The 15,065-nt window shown below is 69.4% G+C and carries 16 protein-coding genes; 14 read left to right on the top strand and 2 right to left on the bottom strand.

The genetic code is table 11. From position 1 onward, the window contains the following. The first annotated feature begins 42 nt into the window (after positions 1-42). The 14 genes from F6X38_RS14670 to F6X38_RS14605 all read left to right on the top strand — a co-directional run bounded on the left by F6X38_RS14670 (position 43) and on the right by F6X38_RS14605 (position 13,554). Complete coding sequence (locus F6X38_RS14670; protein ID WP_150970799.1) at positions 43-831, top strand: taurine ABC transporter ATP-binding protein; 789 nt, start codon at positions 43-45, stop codon at positions 829-831. Then, positions 828-1,697, top strand: coding sequence for an ABC transporter permease subunit (locus tag F6X38_RS14665; protein WP_150970798.1), 870 nt, complete (start codon positions 828-830; stop codon positions 1,695-1,697). The genes F6X38_RS14670 and F6X38_RS14665 overlap by 4 nt, the downstream gene beginning before the upstream one ends. Before the next feature lie 59 nt (positions 1,698-1,756). After that, positions 1,757-1,939 carry a hypothetical protein gene (locus F6X38_RS14660; RefSeq protein ID WP_150970796.1) on the top strand — a complete coding sequence of 61 codons (183 nt, stop codon included), beginning with the start codon at positions 1,757-1,759 and terminating at the stop codon, positions 1,937-1,939. A 161-nt stretch (positions 1,940-2,100) separates the two neighbouring features. Continuing rightward, positions 2,101-3,711 (top strand): ABC transporter substrate-binding protein, encoded by a 1,611-nt coding sequence (locus F6X38_RS14655; RefSeq protein WP_150970794.1) that lies wholly within the window; start codon positions 2,101-2,103, stop codon positions 3,709-3,711. A 41-nt stretch (positions 3,712-3,752) separates the two neighbouring features. Beyond that, positions 3,753-4,742: an ABC transporter permease gene (locus F6X38_RS14650; protein WP_246191359.1), complete on the top strand. Its 990-nt coding sequence runs from the start codon at positions 3,753-3,755 to the stop codon at positions 4,740-4,742. Next, positions 4,739-5,572, top strand: a complete 834-nt coding sequence (locus tag F6X38_RS14645; RefSeq protein WP_150970790.1) for an ABC transporter permease — start codon at positions 4,739-4,741, stop codon at positions 5,570-5,572. Before F6X38_RS14650 ends, F6X38_RS14645 begins: the two co-directional genes overlap by 4 nt. Then, positions 5,569-6,360, top strand: a complete 792-nt coding sequence (locus tag F6X38_RS14640) for an ATP-binding cassette domain-containing protein (protein WP_150970788.1) — start codon at positions 5,569-5,571, stop codon at positions 6,358-6,360. The genes F6X38_RS14645 and F6X38_RS14640 overlap by 4 nt, the downstream gene beginning before the upstream one ends. Then, entirely contained in the window at positions 6,357-7,151 is a 795-nt protein-coding gene (locus tag F6X38_RS14635) for an ABC transporter ATP-binding protein (protein ID WP_150970787.1), read from the top strand. Before F6X38_RS14640 ends, F6X38_RS14635 begins: the two co-directional genes overlap by 4 nt. Further along, positions 7,148-8,257: an aminotransferase class V-fold PLP-dependent enzyme gene (locus tag F6X38_RS14630; RefSeq protein WP_150970785.1), complete on the top strand. Its 1,110-nt coding sequence runs from the start codon at positions 7,148-7,150 to the stop codon at positions 8,255-8,257. The genes F6X38_RS14635 and F6X38_RS14630 overlap by 4 nt, the downstream gene beginning before the upstream one ends. Positions 8,258-8,511: 254 nt before the next feature. Beyond that, positions 8,512-9,003 (top strand): Lrp/AsnC family transcriptional regulator, encoded by a 492-nt coding sequence (locus F6X38_RS14625; RefSeq protein WP_150970783.1) that lies wholly within the window; start codon positions 8,512-8,514, stop codon positions 9,001-9,003. Between the two features lie 383 nt (positions 9,004-9,386). Further along, positions 9,387-10,376 carry an amino acid ABC transporter substrate-binding protein gene (locus F6X38_RS14620; RefSeq protein ID WP_150970835.1) on the top strand — a complete coding sequence of 330 codons (990 nt, stop codon included), beginning with the start codon at positions 9,387-9,389 and terminating at the stop codon, positions 10,374-10,376. Between the two features lie 16 nt (positions 10,377-10,392). Next, positions 10,393-11,589 (top strand): amino acid ABC transporter permease, encoded by a 1,197-nt coding sequence (locus F6X38_RS14615; protein ID WP_425482865.1) that lies wholly within the window; start codon positions 10,393-10,395, stop codon positions 11,587-11,589. After that, positions 11,586-12,689 carry an amino acid ABC transporter permease gene (locus F6X38_RS14610; RefSeq protein ID WP_150970781.1) on the top strand — a complete coding sequence of 368 codons (1,104 nt, stop codon included), beginning with the start codon at positions 11,586-11,588 and terminating at the stop codon, positions 12,687-12,689. The genes F6X38_RS14615 and F6X38_RS14610 overlap by 4 nt, the downstream gene beginning before the upstream one ends. A gap of 40 nt (positions 12,690-12,729) precedes the next feature. Then, on the top strand, positions 12,730-13,554 hold the full coding sequence (locus F6X38_RS14605; protein ID WP_150970779.1) for a class I SAM-dependent methyltransferase: 825 nt from the start codon (positions 12,730-12,732) through the stop codon (positions 13,552-13,554). Positions 13,555-13,638: 84 nt separating this feature from the next. Here the strand turns inward: F6X38_RS14605 and F6X38_RS23435 are convergent, their stop codons facing one another. Then, positions 13,639-13,815 (bottom strand): hypothetical protein, encoded by a 177-nt coding sequence (locus F6X38_RS23435; protein ID WP_161992766.1) that lies wholly within the window; start codon positions 13,813-13,815, stop codon positions 13,639-13,641. 210 nt (positions 13,816-14,025) lie between these two features. Next, positions 14,026-15,030, bottom strand: coding sequence for an isopenicillin N synthase family dioxygenase (locus F6X38_RS14600; protein WP_150970777.1), 1,005 nt, complete (start codon positions 15,028-15,030; stop codon positions 14,026-14,028). Positions 15,031-15,065 lie beyond the last annotated feature (35 nt).

Below are 15,065 nucleotides of genomic sequence, written 5' to 3'. Positions count from 1 at the left end.
CGGCGCGGCCCGACCGTTCTCGAACAGACGGAAGCGAGAGCCTTGCTCAAGGTCGACGACGTCAGCATCTATTTCGCCGGCCGCGACGGACGCGCGATCCACGCGCTGGACCGCGTCTCGCTGGAGATTCCCGAGCGCGGCTTCGTGGTGGCGCTCGGCACGTCGGGCTGCGGCAAGTCGAGCCTGCTCAACGCCATCGCCGGCTTCCTCCCCGTTTCGAGCGGCGCGATCACGCTGAACGGCTCGCCCGTCGCGGGCCCCGGCGCCGACCGGGGCGTCGTGTTCCAGAAGGACACGCTCCTGCCCTGGAGGACGGTTCTCGACAATGTCGCGCTGGGCCTCAAGTTCGCCGGCGTCAAGCGCGCGGAGCGTCGGGCGAGAGCCGAGGAACTGCTCGGCCTCGTCGGCTTGGCCGACTTCGAGCGCGCCTATCCCTACGAGCTCTCCGGCGGCATGCGACAGCGCGCCGGCATCGCGCGGGCGCTGGCGACCGACCCCGAGATCCTCCTGATGGACGAGCCGTTCGGCGCGCTGGACAGCCTGACGCGCGAGACGATGCAGGAACTGCTCGTGCGCATCTGGCGCGAAACGGGCAAGCGTATCTTCTTCATCACCCATTCGATCGACGAGGCGCTCCTGCTCGGCACCGAGGTCGTGGTGATGTCGCCGCGGCCGGGCCGGATCGTCGCGCGCTTCCCGACAAGCTTTGTCGAACGCTTCGCGCGAGACGGCGAACCGCACGCCGTCAAGGCCGAGAAGGAGTTCATGGCTCTCGGCGAGGAGATCCGCGCCATCATCCATCGATCCGAAGCGCGGAGCCTCGCGGCATGACCGACATCGCGCATCCCTCGATCTCCGGCACCGAACCTGCCGCCGCCGAGGCCGCGGCGCCCCCGCCCCGGCTCGTGCGCCCGCACGGCTTCGGCGCGGAAGGTCGTCCGACGCGGGCGATCAGCCTCGCGACGGCGGTCGTGCTGCTCGGCCTGTGGTGGCTGGTGTCGCGTCTCGGCCTCGTGTCGCCGCTGTTCCTGCCAAGCCCGGAGGAAGTCTGGACGCAAGGCTTGCTGGTGGCACAGGATGGCTACGCCGGCGCCTCGCTGTGGGAACACGTCTCGGCGAGCCTGACCCGTATCGTCTCGGCCGCGCTGATCGCCACCTCCGTCGGCGTGCCGCTCGGGCTGCTGATGGGCCTCAACCGCTTCGCCAAGGGCGTCTTCGACGTGCCGATCGAGTTCTACTGGCCGCTGCCGCCGCTCGCCTACCTGCCGCTGATGATTATCTGGCTCGGCATCGGCGAGACGTCGAAGATCACGCTCCTGGTGCTGGCGATGTTCGCGCCGATCTGCCTGTCGGCGCAGGCGGGCGTGCGCGCGCTGCCGATCGAGCGGGTGAACGGCGCGCTGACGCTGGGAGCCACGCGGCGCCAGCTCTTCCTCGACGTCGTGCTGCCCTCCGCCCTGCCGGAGATCCTGACCGGCATCCGCATCGCGCTCGGCGTCGGCTGGTCGACGCTGGTCGCGGCCGAGCTCATCGCCTCGACGCGCGGCATCGGCTTCATGGTGATGTCGGCCTCGCACTTCCTCGCCACCGATGTCGTGTTCGTCGGCATCGTCATCATCGCGGCGCTCGCCTTCGGCTTCACCCTCCTGATGCGCCTCGCCGAGCGAAAGCTCGTGCCGTGGCGCGGCAAAGGCTGACGACCTTCGGGCCTTCAGCGACAGGCCCCGAATCGAAAGCAAGGTCAGGACGCAAGATGTTGCGGTTCTTGAAAGGAAGGAGGGCGGCGGGGACGCCACTCGACCGGATGCGGCAGGCGCGCATCGTCGCGATGATCGACGCCGGCGAGAGCTACCGTACGATCTCGGGTGAACTCGGCGTCACGGCAGCACAGATCGACTGCGCACTGCGCTGCCACGCGTTTCCCCGCCACGGTGGGTAAGGGCGATTTGCGGATGTAGCCCGCAACCGTACCCAGCTTAAGCGGCTCGGCAGCCTCGGACTCACCAGCGCCGTCCGTCACGCGGCGCAGACAAGCAAGTGCTGGCTTCCGCACCACGGAACCGCGTAGATGCCAGCGGCATCCAACGAAGGGAGCGTACGATGTCCCGTTCAATCGTCGACCGCCGGGCGGTCCTGCAGGCGACATCTCTCCTCCTGGCCGCGGCGCCGTTCGGCCGCCACGCCTTCGCGGCGGAGGGGACATCTGGTCGCCTGGTTGTCGCCGCCGACTCGGAACCGCGCAACCTCAACCCGGCGATCGTCGCGTCGAACGGCGTGTTCTTCGTCGCGAGCAAGGTGATCGAGCAGCTCGCCGAGGCGTCCTACGACGGGCCGGACGGGCTGAAGCCGCTCCTGGCGACGGGCTGGAAGGGCTCCGACGACGGCCTGTCGACCACCTTCACCCTGCGCGAGAACGTCCGGTGGCACGACGGTAAGCCGTTCACGGCGGCGGATGTCGCATTCTCCGCCATGACGGTCTGGAAGCCGCTGCAGAACCTCGGCCGCGGCATCCTGAAGAACTTGGCTGCGGTCGACACGCCGGACGAGCGGACGGCCGTGTTCCGCTTCAGCGAGCCGACGCCGTTCCAGCTCCTGCGCAACGCGCTGCCGGTGATCTCGCACGTCCTGCCCCGGCACGTGTTCGAGGGAGGCGACATCGAGGCGAACCCCGCCAACGAGCGGCTCGTCGGCACGGGGCCGTTCCGGTTCGCCGAGCACCGGCCGGGAGAATACTACCGGCTGACGCGCAACGACGACTATTGGGAGAAGGGCGCGCCGCACTTGAGCGAGATCGTCTACCGCGTCCTGCCCGATCGGAGCGCGGCGGCCGGCGCGCTGGAGGGCGAGGAGATCCAGCTCGCCGCCTTCTCCGCCGTGCCGCTCGCCGACCTGAAGCGCATCTCGGAGGTGCCCGGCATCGTGGTCGTGTCGAAGGGTTACGAGGCGCTGACCTACCAGCTCGTGGTGGAGATCAACCATCGGCGGCAGGAGCTCGCCGACGTCCGGGTCCGCCGGGCGATCGCCCACGCGATCGACAGGGACTTCGTGGTGAAGACCATCTTCCTCGGCTACGCCGCAGCCGCGACCGGGCCGGTGCCGCGGAACGACCGGCAGTTCTACGATCCCGCCACGCCGCAATATCCGTTCGAACCGAAGGCGGCCGAGGCGCTGCTCGACGAGGCGGGCTACAAGCGCGGGCCCGGCGGCACCCGCTTCGCGCTGAAGCTGCTGCCGGCCCCCTACTTCAACGAGACGCGGCAGTTCGGCGACTACCTCCGCCAAGCGCTCGCCGCGGTCGGGATCGACGCCCAAATCGTCAACAACGACGCCGCCGCCCACCAGCAGGCGGTCTATACGGACCATGCCTTCGACCTCGCGGTCGGCCCGCCCGTCTGGCGTGGCGATCCCGCCATCTCGACCACCGTTCTCGTCCGGAGCGGCACCCCGGCCGGCGTTCCGTTCTCCAACCAGGGTGGCTACGCGAACCCCGCGCTCGACGCGGTGATCGACAAGGCCGCCCGGACGGTCGTCGAGGCGGACCGCACCGCGCTCTACCGCGACTTTCAGCGCCTCGTCGGCGAGGACCTGCCGCTAATCAACGTCGCCGAATGGAGCTTCATCACGGTCGCCCGCGACACGGTGAAGAACGTCGCGACGAACCCGCGCTGGGCGGTGTCGAACTGGTCCGACGCCTCGGTGGAGGAGAGCTGACGGCTTCCGTCGGCTCGCGTCCGCATGGTAGCTCGAGCGGCGTGAAGCGCGTTTCGGCCTTTCTGCTCCGGCGTCTCGGCGGCGGCCTCGTCGTGCTCGGCATCGTCGCGGTCGGCACGTTCCTGCTCCTCGAGGCCGCGCCGGGCGACGCCGCCGGCGCCTACTTCCTGTCAATCGGCGGCGGCGATCCGGGCGCGCTGGCGGCGCTGCGGGAGAGCTGGGGGCTTGACCGGTCGATGCTCGCACGCCTCGCGCTCTACCTCGGCGGCCTCGCGCGCGGCGACCTCGGCTGGTCGCTCGCCTTCCGCCGGCCGGTGGTCGACGTCGTCCTGGAACGGCTCCCCAACACGCTGCTTCTGATGGGCGGCGCGCTCGCCCTGTCCTTCGGCCTCGGAAGCGCGCTCGGCATTGTCGCCGGGGCGCGACCGGGCTCGGTCCGCGACCGTGCCCTTTCGATCGGCTCGCTGGCGCTCACCGCCGTGCCGAGCTTCTGGCTAAGCCTCGTGCTCGTGCTGGTCTTCGGCGTGCGCCTGCGCTGGCTGCCGCTCAGCGGCATCGAGACGATCGCTTCCGGCAAGACTGGTCTCGACCGAGCGGCCGACGTCGCCCGCCACCTGGTGCTGCCGGTTCTGGCCCTCGGGCTCGTCTACTTCGCGCTCTATCTTCGCGTGATGCGGGCCGGCATGGGCGAGGTGTGGCGCGAGGACTTCGTGCTGGCCGCGAGGGCGCGCGGGATCGGCCGCCCGCGCATCGTGCTGCGCCATGTCGCCCGCAACGCCCTCCTGCCGCTGGTGACCGTGCTCGGCCTGCAGGCCGCCGCGATGCTTGGCGGCAGCGTCGTGGTGGAGAGCGTCTTCGCCGTGCCTGGCCTCGGCCGACTTGCCGCGGAAGCCGTCGCGGCGCGCGATACGCCGCTGCTGATGGGCGTCGTTCTCCTCAGCGCCGTGTTCGTCTTCTTCATCAACGCCGCGGTGGACCTCGCCTATGCGGCGCTCGATCCGCGCGTCGGCGGGCGGACGCGGTTCCCGTGAGCGCGGCGGCACGGCGCTTCGCCGGCTCGCCCGAGGGCCTCGCGGGCGCGGCGATCCTCCTCGCCCTCGCCGCTCTCGCCCTCGCCGCGCCGCTGCTCTTCCCGGGCGATCCGCAGCGGATCGCCGGACCAGCCCTCGTGCCGCCCTTCGCCGATGGCACGTTTCCGCTCGGCACGGACCGGCTCGGGCGGGACGTCGCCGCCGGCCTCGCCCACGGGGCGCGGACGTCGCTGCTGGTGGGCCTCGCCGCGGCCGTGGCGAGCTTGAGCCTCGGTTCGCTCGTCGGCACGCTGGCGGGTCTTGCCGGCAACCTCGCCGGGGCGGCGCTGATGCGGATCGTCGACGCGTTCCAGACGGTGCCGGCCTTTCTCCTGTCGCTGGCCTTCGTCAGCGTCGCAGGCGCCTCGCTGCCCGCCGTGGTGGGCGCGATCGCGCTCGGCGCCTGGACGGGGCCGGCGCGGGTCGCACGAGCGGAGGTGCTTTCGATCCGCGAGCGGGACTACGTCGCCAACGCCGCGGTCGCGGGCATGCATCCGCTCGGCATCGCGTTCCGTGAGGTGCTGCCGAACGCGCTGCCGCCGGTTCTGGCGCTGTCCGCGGTGATCGTGGCGGGTGCGGTGCTGACGGAAGCCGCTCTCTCGTTCCTCGGCTTCGGCGACCCGAACCGCGTCACCTGGGGCGGCATGATCGCCGAAGGGCGCACGGTGCTCCGCTCGGCCCCGAGCCTGTCGATCCTGCCCGGCCTCCTGCTCGTCGCCACCGTCGTCGGCGTCTACCTGTTCGGCGAGGGCCTGACGGAAGCGCTCTCGTCGAGACGGATCCGGGCGTGACCGCGCCGTTCGTCGCGATCCGGGGTCTCGGCGTCGGCTATGCCGGGGCGGCAAGGCCTGCCCTTCAGGACGTCGACCTCGACATCGGGCCAGGTGAGCGCGTCGCGGTGATCGGCGAGAGCGGCTCCGGCAAGTCGACGCTGGCCCTCGCGCTCGCCGGCCTCCTGCCGCCCTCGGCGACGGTTTCGGGACGGATCGACTGGCGCCTTCCCGGCCGCGCTCCGGTTCCCGGCCGCGACATTGGCCTCGTCTTCCAGGACCCGTCGGCGAGCCTCGACCCGGTGATGCGCGTCGGCGCGCAGCTCGCCGAGGTCGTGCGGGCGCATCGGCGCATCGGCCGGCGCGAAGCCGCCGCGGAGGCCGAGGCCCTGCTCGCGGCCGTCGGCATTCCCGATCCGCCCCGCGCCGCGCGCGGGTTCCCGCACCGGTTATCCGGCGGGCAGCGCCAGCGCATCGCTCTTGCCGCAGCGCTCGCGGCCCGGCCGAGCCTCCTCGTCGCCGACGAGGCGACCAGCGCCCTCGACACCCTGGTGCAGGCCGGGATCGTCGCGCTCCTCCGCCGTCTCGTGCAAGAAAACGGGACGACGCTCGTCGCGATCACCCACGACCTCGCCCTGGCTCCGCAACTCGCCGACCGCGTCATCGTCCTCAAGGAGGGCCGCATCGTGGAGGACGGGCCGACCGACACGGTCCTCGCGGCGCCGCGATCTCCTTACGCGAAGGCGCTGCTCGCGGCTCACCTCGACCTGCAAACTCTGCCGCTCGTCGGCGCCGGGCTCGCCGGATGACGGGCGAGCCTCTCCTTGCAGCCGACGGGCTGTCGCTCGATTTCGCCAGCGGCGCCCGCCGGGTCGCGGCGCTCCGGGATGTCGGCTTCACGCTTTCGCGCGGCGAAACGCTCGGGCTCGTCGGCCCCTCCGGCAGCGGCAAGTCGACGCTCGCTCGCGTCGTCATGCGGCTGCTCGAACCCGATCGCGGCACGCTCCTCCTCGAAGGCCACGACCTTCTGAAGCTGCAAGGGTCCGGCCTCAGGCGGATGCGGCGGCGCTGGAGCATGGTGTTCCAGGACCCGCTCGCCGCCTTCAACCCGCGCGCGACGGTCGCGAGCGCGGTCGACGACCCCTTGCGCATCCACGGCTTCGGAACCGCCACGGTCCGCCGCCGCCGGGTCGCCGAGCTCCTGGACAACGTCGGCCTTTCGGCGGACCTGGCGGCGCGGGCGGTGCACGAGATTTCCGGCGGCCAGCGCCAGCGCGTCGCGATCGCCCGGGCCATCGCCACGCAGCCGGCGCTCGTCGTCCTGGACGAGGCGGTGTCGGCGCTCGACGTCATCGTGCGGCGCCGGCTGCTCGACCTCCTCGTCGCGCTCCAGCGGGACACGGGCGTCGCGTACCTGTTCATCAGCCACGACCTCGGCGTGGTGCGGGCCGTCTCGCACCGCATCGCCGTGATGGACGCGGGGCGCATCATGGAAACCGGACCGGCGGCGAGCCTCATCGCTGCCCCGCGATCCGCGACCGCGAAGGCGCTGGTCGCCGCGGTGCCGTCGATCCGGCCCGCCGAAGGAGCGAAACCATGACCGTAGACGCCGCAGCCGAGTTCCTCGACGTTCCGCCGTTCCCCGCGTCCGGTTTCGCGACGCTCGCCGACCGGATCGCGGCGCTGCTCGGCACGGGCGGCGACGTCCTTCTCGTCCAGGGCGAGGCGATCGTCGCGCTGGAAGCGGTCGCCGCCAGCCTCGCCGCGCCGACGGTCCACGCCCTGAACATCGCGACCAGCCCCTACGGCGCGCTGTTCGGGGGCTGGCTGCGGCGCGGCGGCGCGAGCGTCACGGATCTTCGTCCTGCGGTCGCCGGCCGTCCGATCGCGATCGAGGCCGTCGCGAGCGCGTTCGCGGCGGACACGGGCATCAACGCCGTCGCACTCGCCCATGCCGAGTCGGCGACCGGCATGCTCAACCCGCTCGCCGAGATCGCGGCGCTCGCCCGGGCGCGCGGCGCGCTGGTGATCGTCGACGCCGTCGCCTCCGTCGGCGGGCACGCCCTCGACATGGACGCGCTCGGCGTCGACGTCGCGGTGATCGGTCCGCAGAAGGCGCTGGGCGGCTCCTCCGGCCTGTCGGCGGTGGCCCTCGCCCGGCGCGTCTGGCCGTTTCTGGATCGGCCCGGCGCGACGGCGGACAGCATCCTCTCGCTCATGGATCACAAGCGGCTCTGGCTCGACCGGGGCCGCGGCGCGCTTCCCGGCATGCCGTCCGCCCTGGAGTTCCGCGCGCTCGACGCGGCGCTGGCGCGGATCGAGGCGGAGGGCATCGACGCCGCGGTCGCCCGCCACGACCGCGCCGCCCGGGCGGTACGCGCGAGCCTGCCGAAGCTCGGCGTCGATCCGTGGGTCGAGAACCTCGCCGAGGCGTCGGCGCTGGTGACGGCGGCGGTGCTGCCGGACAGGATCGATCGCGCGGCTTTTCTCGATGCGCTTCCGCTCGGCGCGACCGGAATCGACGCGGCGATCGGCGAGCCGGGCGGTCGCGTGGTGCGGATCAATCATACTGGCTCGCGGGCCGATCGGGAACCGGTGCTCGCCAGCGTAACGGCGTTTGGGCTCACTCTTCGCCGGTGCGGCGCCGGCCCCGACGTCGATGGCGCCGTCGCCGCGGCCGCCGAAACGTTCGACTGGTTCGACTGACGTTTACCCGAGAGCCGCTCGGTGGAGCGGCCATGAAATCCTTGGGGCCGTCATCGATCAGTCGCCGCGGCCGCCGCACGACAATTTAAGTCACGGTCGGCAGCACACGCTGCCGACATCAGCGACGCGACCCCATGCTTTCCAGCCAAGGCAACGCGGATACTATCGACCGTGAACCGGAATCATAGCACCTTCGAGGGATATCTTTATGAAAGCTGCGAGAGAGGTGAAACGATTGCGCCCCGACCTGTTCCATGGATAGCTTGGACAAGAAGATTTTGCGGCTTCTGCAGGAGGACGCGACGCTGGCGGTCTCCGACGTCGCCAAGCGCGTCGGCCTGTCGACCACCCCCTGCTGGCGGCGACTTCAGAAGCTGGAAGAGGACGGCGTCATCCGCCGGCGCGTCGCCTTGCTCGACCCGACCCTCGTCAACCTCGGCGTCACGGTGTTCGTCGCGATCCGCACCAACTCGCACTCGACTGAATGGCTGCGGCGGTTCTCGGAAGTGGTTGGCGACTTTCCGGAGGTGGTCGAGTTCTACCGGATGAGCGGTCAGGTTGATTACCTGTTGCGCGTCGTCGTGCCCGACATCGCGGCCTACGACGCGTTCTACAAGCGGCTCATCGCCCGCATCGAGATCCGCGACGTGTCCTCGTCTTTCGCCATGGAGCAGATCAAGTACACAACCGAACTGCCACTCGATTACATGAAGATGGACAAGTTTCGCTCTGTACGCGACGACTGATCGCCGCCAGCCCTTCGGTCGGGCTGCGACTTGTCCTTCTTGGGATCGAACGGGCGACCCTTTTAGGCTTGATCGCAAGTGTGTGCGTCAACGCTGTCGGAGCTTTATCGCTCGGATTGAAACTTCAGACAGCGCAATCAATCACGCATCATGGCAACCCTGCGTCGTCGCCATCGACCCGCCTGTTCTCCTTTGCAATCCGACCTTGGACGAAAAAACCTCATTCCGAGGGCCTGACGCCAAACAGTGCCAAGCTAAAAATCTATCAGATTTGTAGATTTCAATGGTCGGAACGCCGCAAGCTGCGTCTATGTGGGTCGAGCTAGAGGAATAGGATCATGGAAATCAGGTGGCTGCTGCGACGCGCCCGCTCGAACGCGCTGATGATCGGCTTGTCGGCGGCGATAGGCTTGTTGCCTGCCGTGGCGTCTGCCGGCCCGACGCTCGACAAGATCAAAGCGCGCGGCACGATCAAGGTCGGCGTCGGCACGACGCCCGGCTTCTTCGCGCCGGGCAGCGACGGCCGCTGGAAGGGCTTCTTCGTCGACTTCGGGCGCGCGCTGGCGATCACCACGCTTGGCGATCCTGACAAGGTCGAGTTCACCAACTCCTCGCCGCAGCAGCGGCTGCCGGCCCTGCAAGCGGGCGAGTTCGACGTGCTCCTGTCCGGCGTCACCGTGACGATCACCCGCGCCTTCCAGCTCGGCTTCCATTTCGGGCCGACGGTGTTCTACGACGGTCAGGGGCTGCTGGTGCGCAAGGACCTCGGCGTCAGCCAAGCCGCTGATCTCGACGGCGCGACGATCGGCGTGCAAAGCGGTACCACGGGCGAGCTGAACATCGCCGACTTCTTCCGCAAGAGCGGCCACAAGTTCACGCCCGTCACCATCGAGGACACCGGCGAGTTCATCAACGCCCTGGAGTCGGGCCGCGTCGACGCGATCACGCAGGACTCGTCCGACCTCATCGGCAAGCGCACGCAGTTGAAGAAGCCCGACGACTACGTCGTCTTGCCCGAGCGCCTGTCGAAGGAACCGCTGGCGCCGGCCGTCGCCGGCGGCGACGACCGCTGGCTCGAACTGGTGAACTGGACCGTCTACGCCACCGTCCAGGCCGAGGAATGGGGCATCACGCAAGCCAATGTCGACGAGTTCCTGAAGTCGGACGATCCGGCGATTCAGCGCTTCCTCGGCGTCGATCCCTCGCTCGCCCAGGCGATCAACCTCGATCCGAAGTGGGCCTACAACATCGTCAAGACCGTCGGGAACTATGGCGAGATCTTCGACCGCTCCCTGAAGCCACTCGGCTGGGAGCGCGGCTACAACCGTTTGTGGAAGGACGGCGGCCTCCTGTACTCGCCGCCCTTCCGTTGATCGATCGGCCCTGGGGGTGAGTTCCTTGACGAGCAAGGCGCTCGCCCCTCCCCGTCGGCCCGGCGCTTCGCGCCGGCTCGCCATGTGGTGGGGCGGTCACGGGCTTGCTCAGCTCGTGACCATCGCTCTCGTCGCCGCAGTTCTCGTCCTTGCGGGCGAGAACATCGCCGAGACCATGCGGCGCATCGGCGTCGTCCCCGGCTTCGCTTTCCTCGGCCGTTCGGCGAACTTCGAGATCGGCGAGAGCGTCATCGCCTTCCGGGGCGGTGACCCTTACGCCCTTGCGATCCTCGCGGGCTTTCTCAACACGCTGAAGGTGGCGCTCGCCGGCTGCGTGCTGGCAACCGTTCTCGGCGTCGTTCTCGGCGTCGCGGGTCTGTCGGGCAATCTTCTCCTCGCGAGCCTGGTGCGCGCCTATGTCGAGTTCGTCCGCAACACGCCGCTGCTCCTGCAACTGTTCTTCTGGATCGCGCTGGCGCAGGCCTTTCCGCCGCCCCGGCGGGCGATCTCGGCCTTCGATGCGTTGCTTCTGACCAATCGGGGCGTCTACGTTCCGAGCCTTACAGTCCACGGCTTCACGACTTGGACCTGGGTCACATTGGTGGTCGTGCTCATCGTCACGGTCGCCGCGCTGCGGCTGGCGAGGCGCGACGGCGCCTTCCACCTGCGGCGCAGCATGCTGGTCGTCGTTCTCGGCATCGCGGCCGCGGCGGCCGCGGCTCCGACGACGGGCGCTAGCCTCGATCTCGACCTGCCGACGCTCGCCGGCTTCAACATCCGCGGCGGCCACGTGCTGACGCCGGAGTTCGCGGCGCTTTTGACCGGCCTTGTCGTCAAGTTCGCCGCCGCGATCGCCGAGATCGTGCGCGCCGGCATCCAGTCAGTCGACCGCGGCCAGCGGGAAGCGGCGCGGGCGATGGGCCTGCGCGAGATGCAGATCATGCGCCTCGTGGTGCTGCCGCAGGCGATGCGCGTCATCACGCCGCTGACGACATCGAGCTATCTCGATCTCGCCAAGGATTCCAGCCTCGCCGTCGCCATCGGCTATCCGGACCTCGTCAGCGTCCTGAACACCACGGCGAACACCACAGGCCAGTCGCTGGAAGCACTGACGATCATGATCGGCGCCTATCTCGTCCTGAACCTGTCGATCTCCTTCGCGATGAACCTCTACAACCGCCGCGTCGTCCTGCGCGGCGCGACGCGCGCATGAGCGATCTCGATCCCGCCCTCCGGTCGGCGCGCCCGCTGGTCCGGAGCCGCCGGTCGTGGCGTACCGGGCTGTTCGGCACCCCGGCGAACACGACGCTCACCGTGCTGACGGCAGCCGCGCTGGTCTGGCTGCTGCTGCCCTTCGCGCGCTGGGCGACGCTCGACGCCACCTGGAGCGGCACCGCCGCCGACTGCGCCGCGCGCGACGGCGCCTGCTGGGCGTTCCTCGGCGCCAAGCTGCGTTTCATCCTCTTCGCCTTCTACCCGCCGGACCTGCAATGGCGGCCCGTTCTGGTGCTCCTCATGCTCGGCGCCCTTCTCGCCGCCACCGCGACGCCGCGCTTCTGGCGGCGCGAACTGCTGCTCGCCTGGCCCCTCGTCATCGCGGCGGCGTGGCTGCTGATGGCCGGCACGATCGCGCCGCCGACCGTCGGCACCAATCAATGGGGTGGTCTGCCGGTGACGATGCTGGTCTGGGCCGGATGCTTCGCCGCCGCCGTGCCGCTCGCCGTCCTGCTGGCGCTCGCGCGACGGTCCCGCATGGCAGGGCTGCGGCTCGTCGCCGTCGCCTATATCGAGGTGATGCGCGGCATCCCCATGGTGGCGGTCCTCTACTTCGCGATGCTGATCCTGCCGATGGCGGTGCCGAACGGCCAGTTCTTCGACAAGATCCAGCGGGCGATGGTGATGATCACGCTGTTCTGGGCCGCCTATGTCGCGGAGGTCGTGCGTGCGGGCCTGCAGGCCATCCCGGCGGGTCAGTACGAAGCGGCTTCAGGTCTCGGCCTTAGCTATTGGCGCATCATGCGGCTCGTGGTGCTGCCGCAGGCGCTGCGGCTGGTGATCCCCGGTCTCGTCAACCTCGCGATCGGCTTCCTGCTCGCGACCTCGCTGCTCGCGGTGATCGGCGTCTTCGACCTCCTGAACGCCGCCCGGGCCTCGGCGCTCGATCCGAACTGGCTCGGCTTCTACGACGAGAGCTATCTGGCCGTCGCGGTTCTCTACTTCGCGATCGGCTTCGGCGGCTCGCGCTACAGCCTCTGGCTCGAACGCCGCCTCGGCGCTGCCGGCAAGGCGAGAGACGTGCATTCCGGCGCCTGATGGCGCTCTTCCGGTCGACCAACCACGAAGGAGACGCGTCATGAAACTTCCGAGCTCCGCAGCATTTGCCCTGTTGGCCGCCGCGATCGGCCTCCTCGCCGGTAGCGCGTCGGCGACGCGAGCGGCTGACAATGGCCTGCAAACCTTGATCGACGGGCCGCAGCGCTCCGACAAGAACCGCGTCCGCGATGAGTACCGCCATCCCCGCGAGGTGCTGGAGTTCTTTGGCGTTAGACAGGACGAAACGGTGGTCGAAATCCTGCCGGGTGCGGGCGGGTACTGGACCGAGATCCTCGCGCCGTACCTGAAGGACCAAGGCCATTACATCGCGGCCAACGGCGAGAAGGCCTCGCCCTCGGCGGAAACGCAGAAGGACAATGCCGGATACGCGGCGAAGCTCGCGGCCGACCCCGGCAACTACGGCAAGGTCGTCGTCAGCGAGTTCGCCGCCGACCGGCACGAGATCGCACCGCCCGGCAGCGCCGACGTCGTCCTGACCTTCCGCAACGTCCACAACTGGATGGCCGACGGTGAGACGGCGCAAGCCTTCACGGCTTTCTACAAGGCGCTGAAGTCGGGTGGGGTGCTCGGCGTCGAGGAGCATCGCGGCCGGACGGACCAGCCGCAGGACCCGAAGGCGGCGAGTGGCTACGTCCGGCCCGACGTCATCGTCGGGTTCGCCGAGGCTGCGGGCTTCCGCTTCGCGGGCAGTTCGGAAGTGAACGCCAACCCGCGCGACACGAAGGATTATCCCGTCGGCGTCTGGGCACTGCCGCCGACCTACCGCATGAAGGACGTCGACCGCGCGAAGTACGCCGCGATTGGCGAAAGCGACCGTGCCGTGCTGAAATTCGTCAAACCCTGATCCTGGGAAAGCATCCCACCATCGGCAGGCGAAAGGTCATTCGCAGCAGGGGGAGTTCATACGGCTAAGACCGGCCGTGATCGGTCATCGCAGCAGAAGCCACAGCCACCCGTAGACGCCGAACATCAGCAAGCCCGCGCCGAGAACGCGAAGGCCAAGCTTCATGTCACCGAGCCCGGAAAGAGGCGTCGAGGGAACGGCCGGCAAGGAAAGCGCGACTAATCCGATGCCGATGAAGACGGCGAGAATAGCGATCGACATCCCGCGCCTTTCCCGACGATCGTCGCTGGCGCCTCAACCAGCGCACGTTCGAACGATGCGGGCGCGCTGGTGCGGGGGCCGTTCCCGTGCCGAGCCGGCCCACAGCCGCTTCGAACGATCCATGCCGGCCCGGAGACGCTCCGTGGCGTTTCCCGTCTACCGGCTCGCAGCGTCGACGGCACTGCGCGGCAGAGGCAGAGGTTGGCCGGGTCACCCCGGCGACAGATCGGCGTAGTGGCGCTGCGCCACGTCGGGATGCGAGCGCAGGCGGCTTTTCAGGACGTTCTCGCCGACGTTCCGCAGCAGCGGGTTCTCGGGGTCACTGGCGGGTCCCGGCGCTTCCGCAGCCAATGTTTCGGGTAGCCGCAAGAGCGGCACGGAAGCGTCGAGGCCCGCGCCGAAGAAGTACGGCACAGAGATGCGCTCGACCCCCGCCGTCGGGGCGACCACCCGGTGGACCGTCGCCCGAAGGTAGCCGTTCGACGCCAGCTCGAGCAGTTCGCCGATGTTGACGACGAGGGTGCCCGGGATCGGATCGGCGTCGATCCAGCTTCCGCCATACTCGACCTGCAGGCCCCTGTTCTCGTCCTGCAGAAGGAGGGTCAGGAAGCCGCCGTCCTTGTGGGCTCCGACGCCTTGGTCACCGTCGATCGCGTCGCGGCCGGGATAGCGCACGATCTTCATGCGGTTGTTCGGTGTCCTGCCGCGGATCGGCTCGAAGGCATCTTGGGGCTGATCGAGCGCCAGGGCGAATGCCTCGAGGAGCCGGAGCGCCACGCCGGCGACCTTTTCCTGCCATTCGAGCAAGGCGGGCTTCAGGCTCGGCAGCGATGCCGGCCACTGGTTGGGTCCCTGCAGGCGCGTCCAAGCCGGCAGGCCCGGGGCTTGCGCAATAGTTTCCCGCTCGACGCCGATGTCGAGCTGCTCGCGCATGTCGGCCTTGCCCTTGGTCAGTTCGCCGCCGACGCGGGTGTAGCCGCGGAACTGCGGCGAGTTGACCATCGCGATGGCTACCTTCTCGGCCTCGGGCAGGCGGAAGAAGGCGCGAGCGGCTTCGACCACCGCCTCGGCTTCGGTTTGGGTGATGCCGTGCGAAGCGAGATAGAAGAACCCGACGTCGCGCGCCGCCGAGCGCAAGTCTTCGAGGAACGTCCGCCGCTCCGAAGCGCCGGCGTCGAAACGCCGAAAGTCGAGAACGGGAATCAATCTGGTCACGTCCTGTCCTCTCCGGCTGGTTGGGACGCGTCGCC

It is taken from the genome of Plantimonas leprariae, from assembly GCF_008802405.1.
Taxonomy (GTDB): Bacteria; Pseudomonadota; Alphaproteobacteria; order Rhizobiales; family Rhizobiaceae; genus Plantimonas; species Plantimonas leprariae.
The sequence above is the reverse complement of the archived record's forward strand: the minus strand, read 5'-3'. Positions and strand labels throughout refer to the sequence as shown.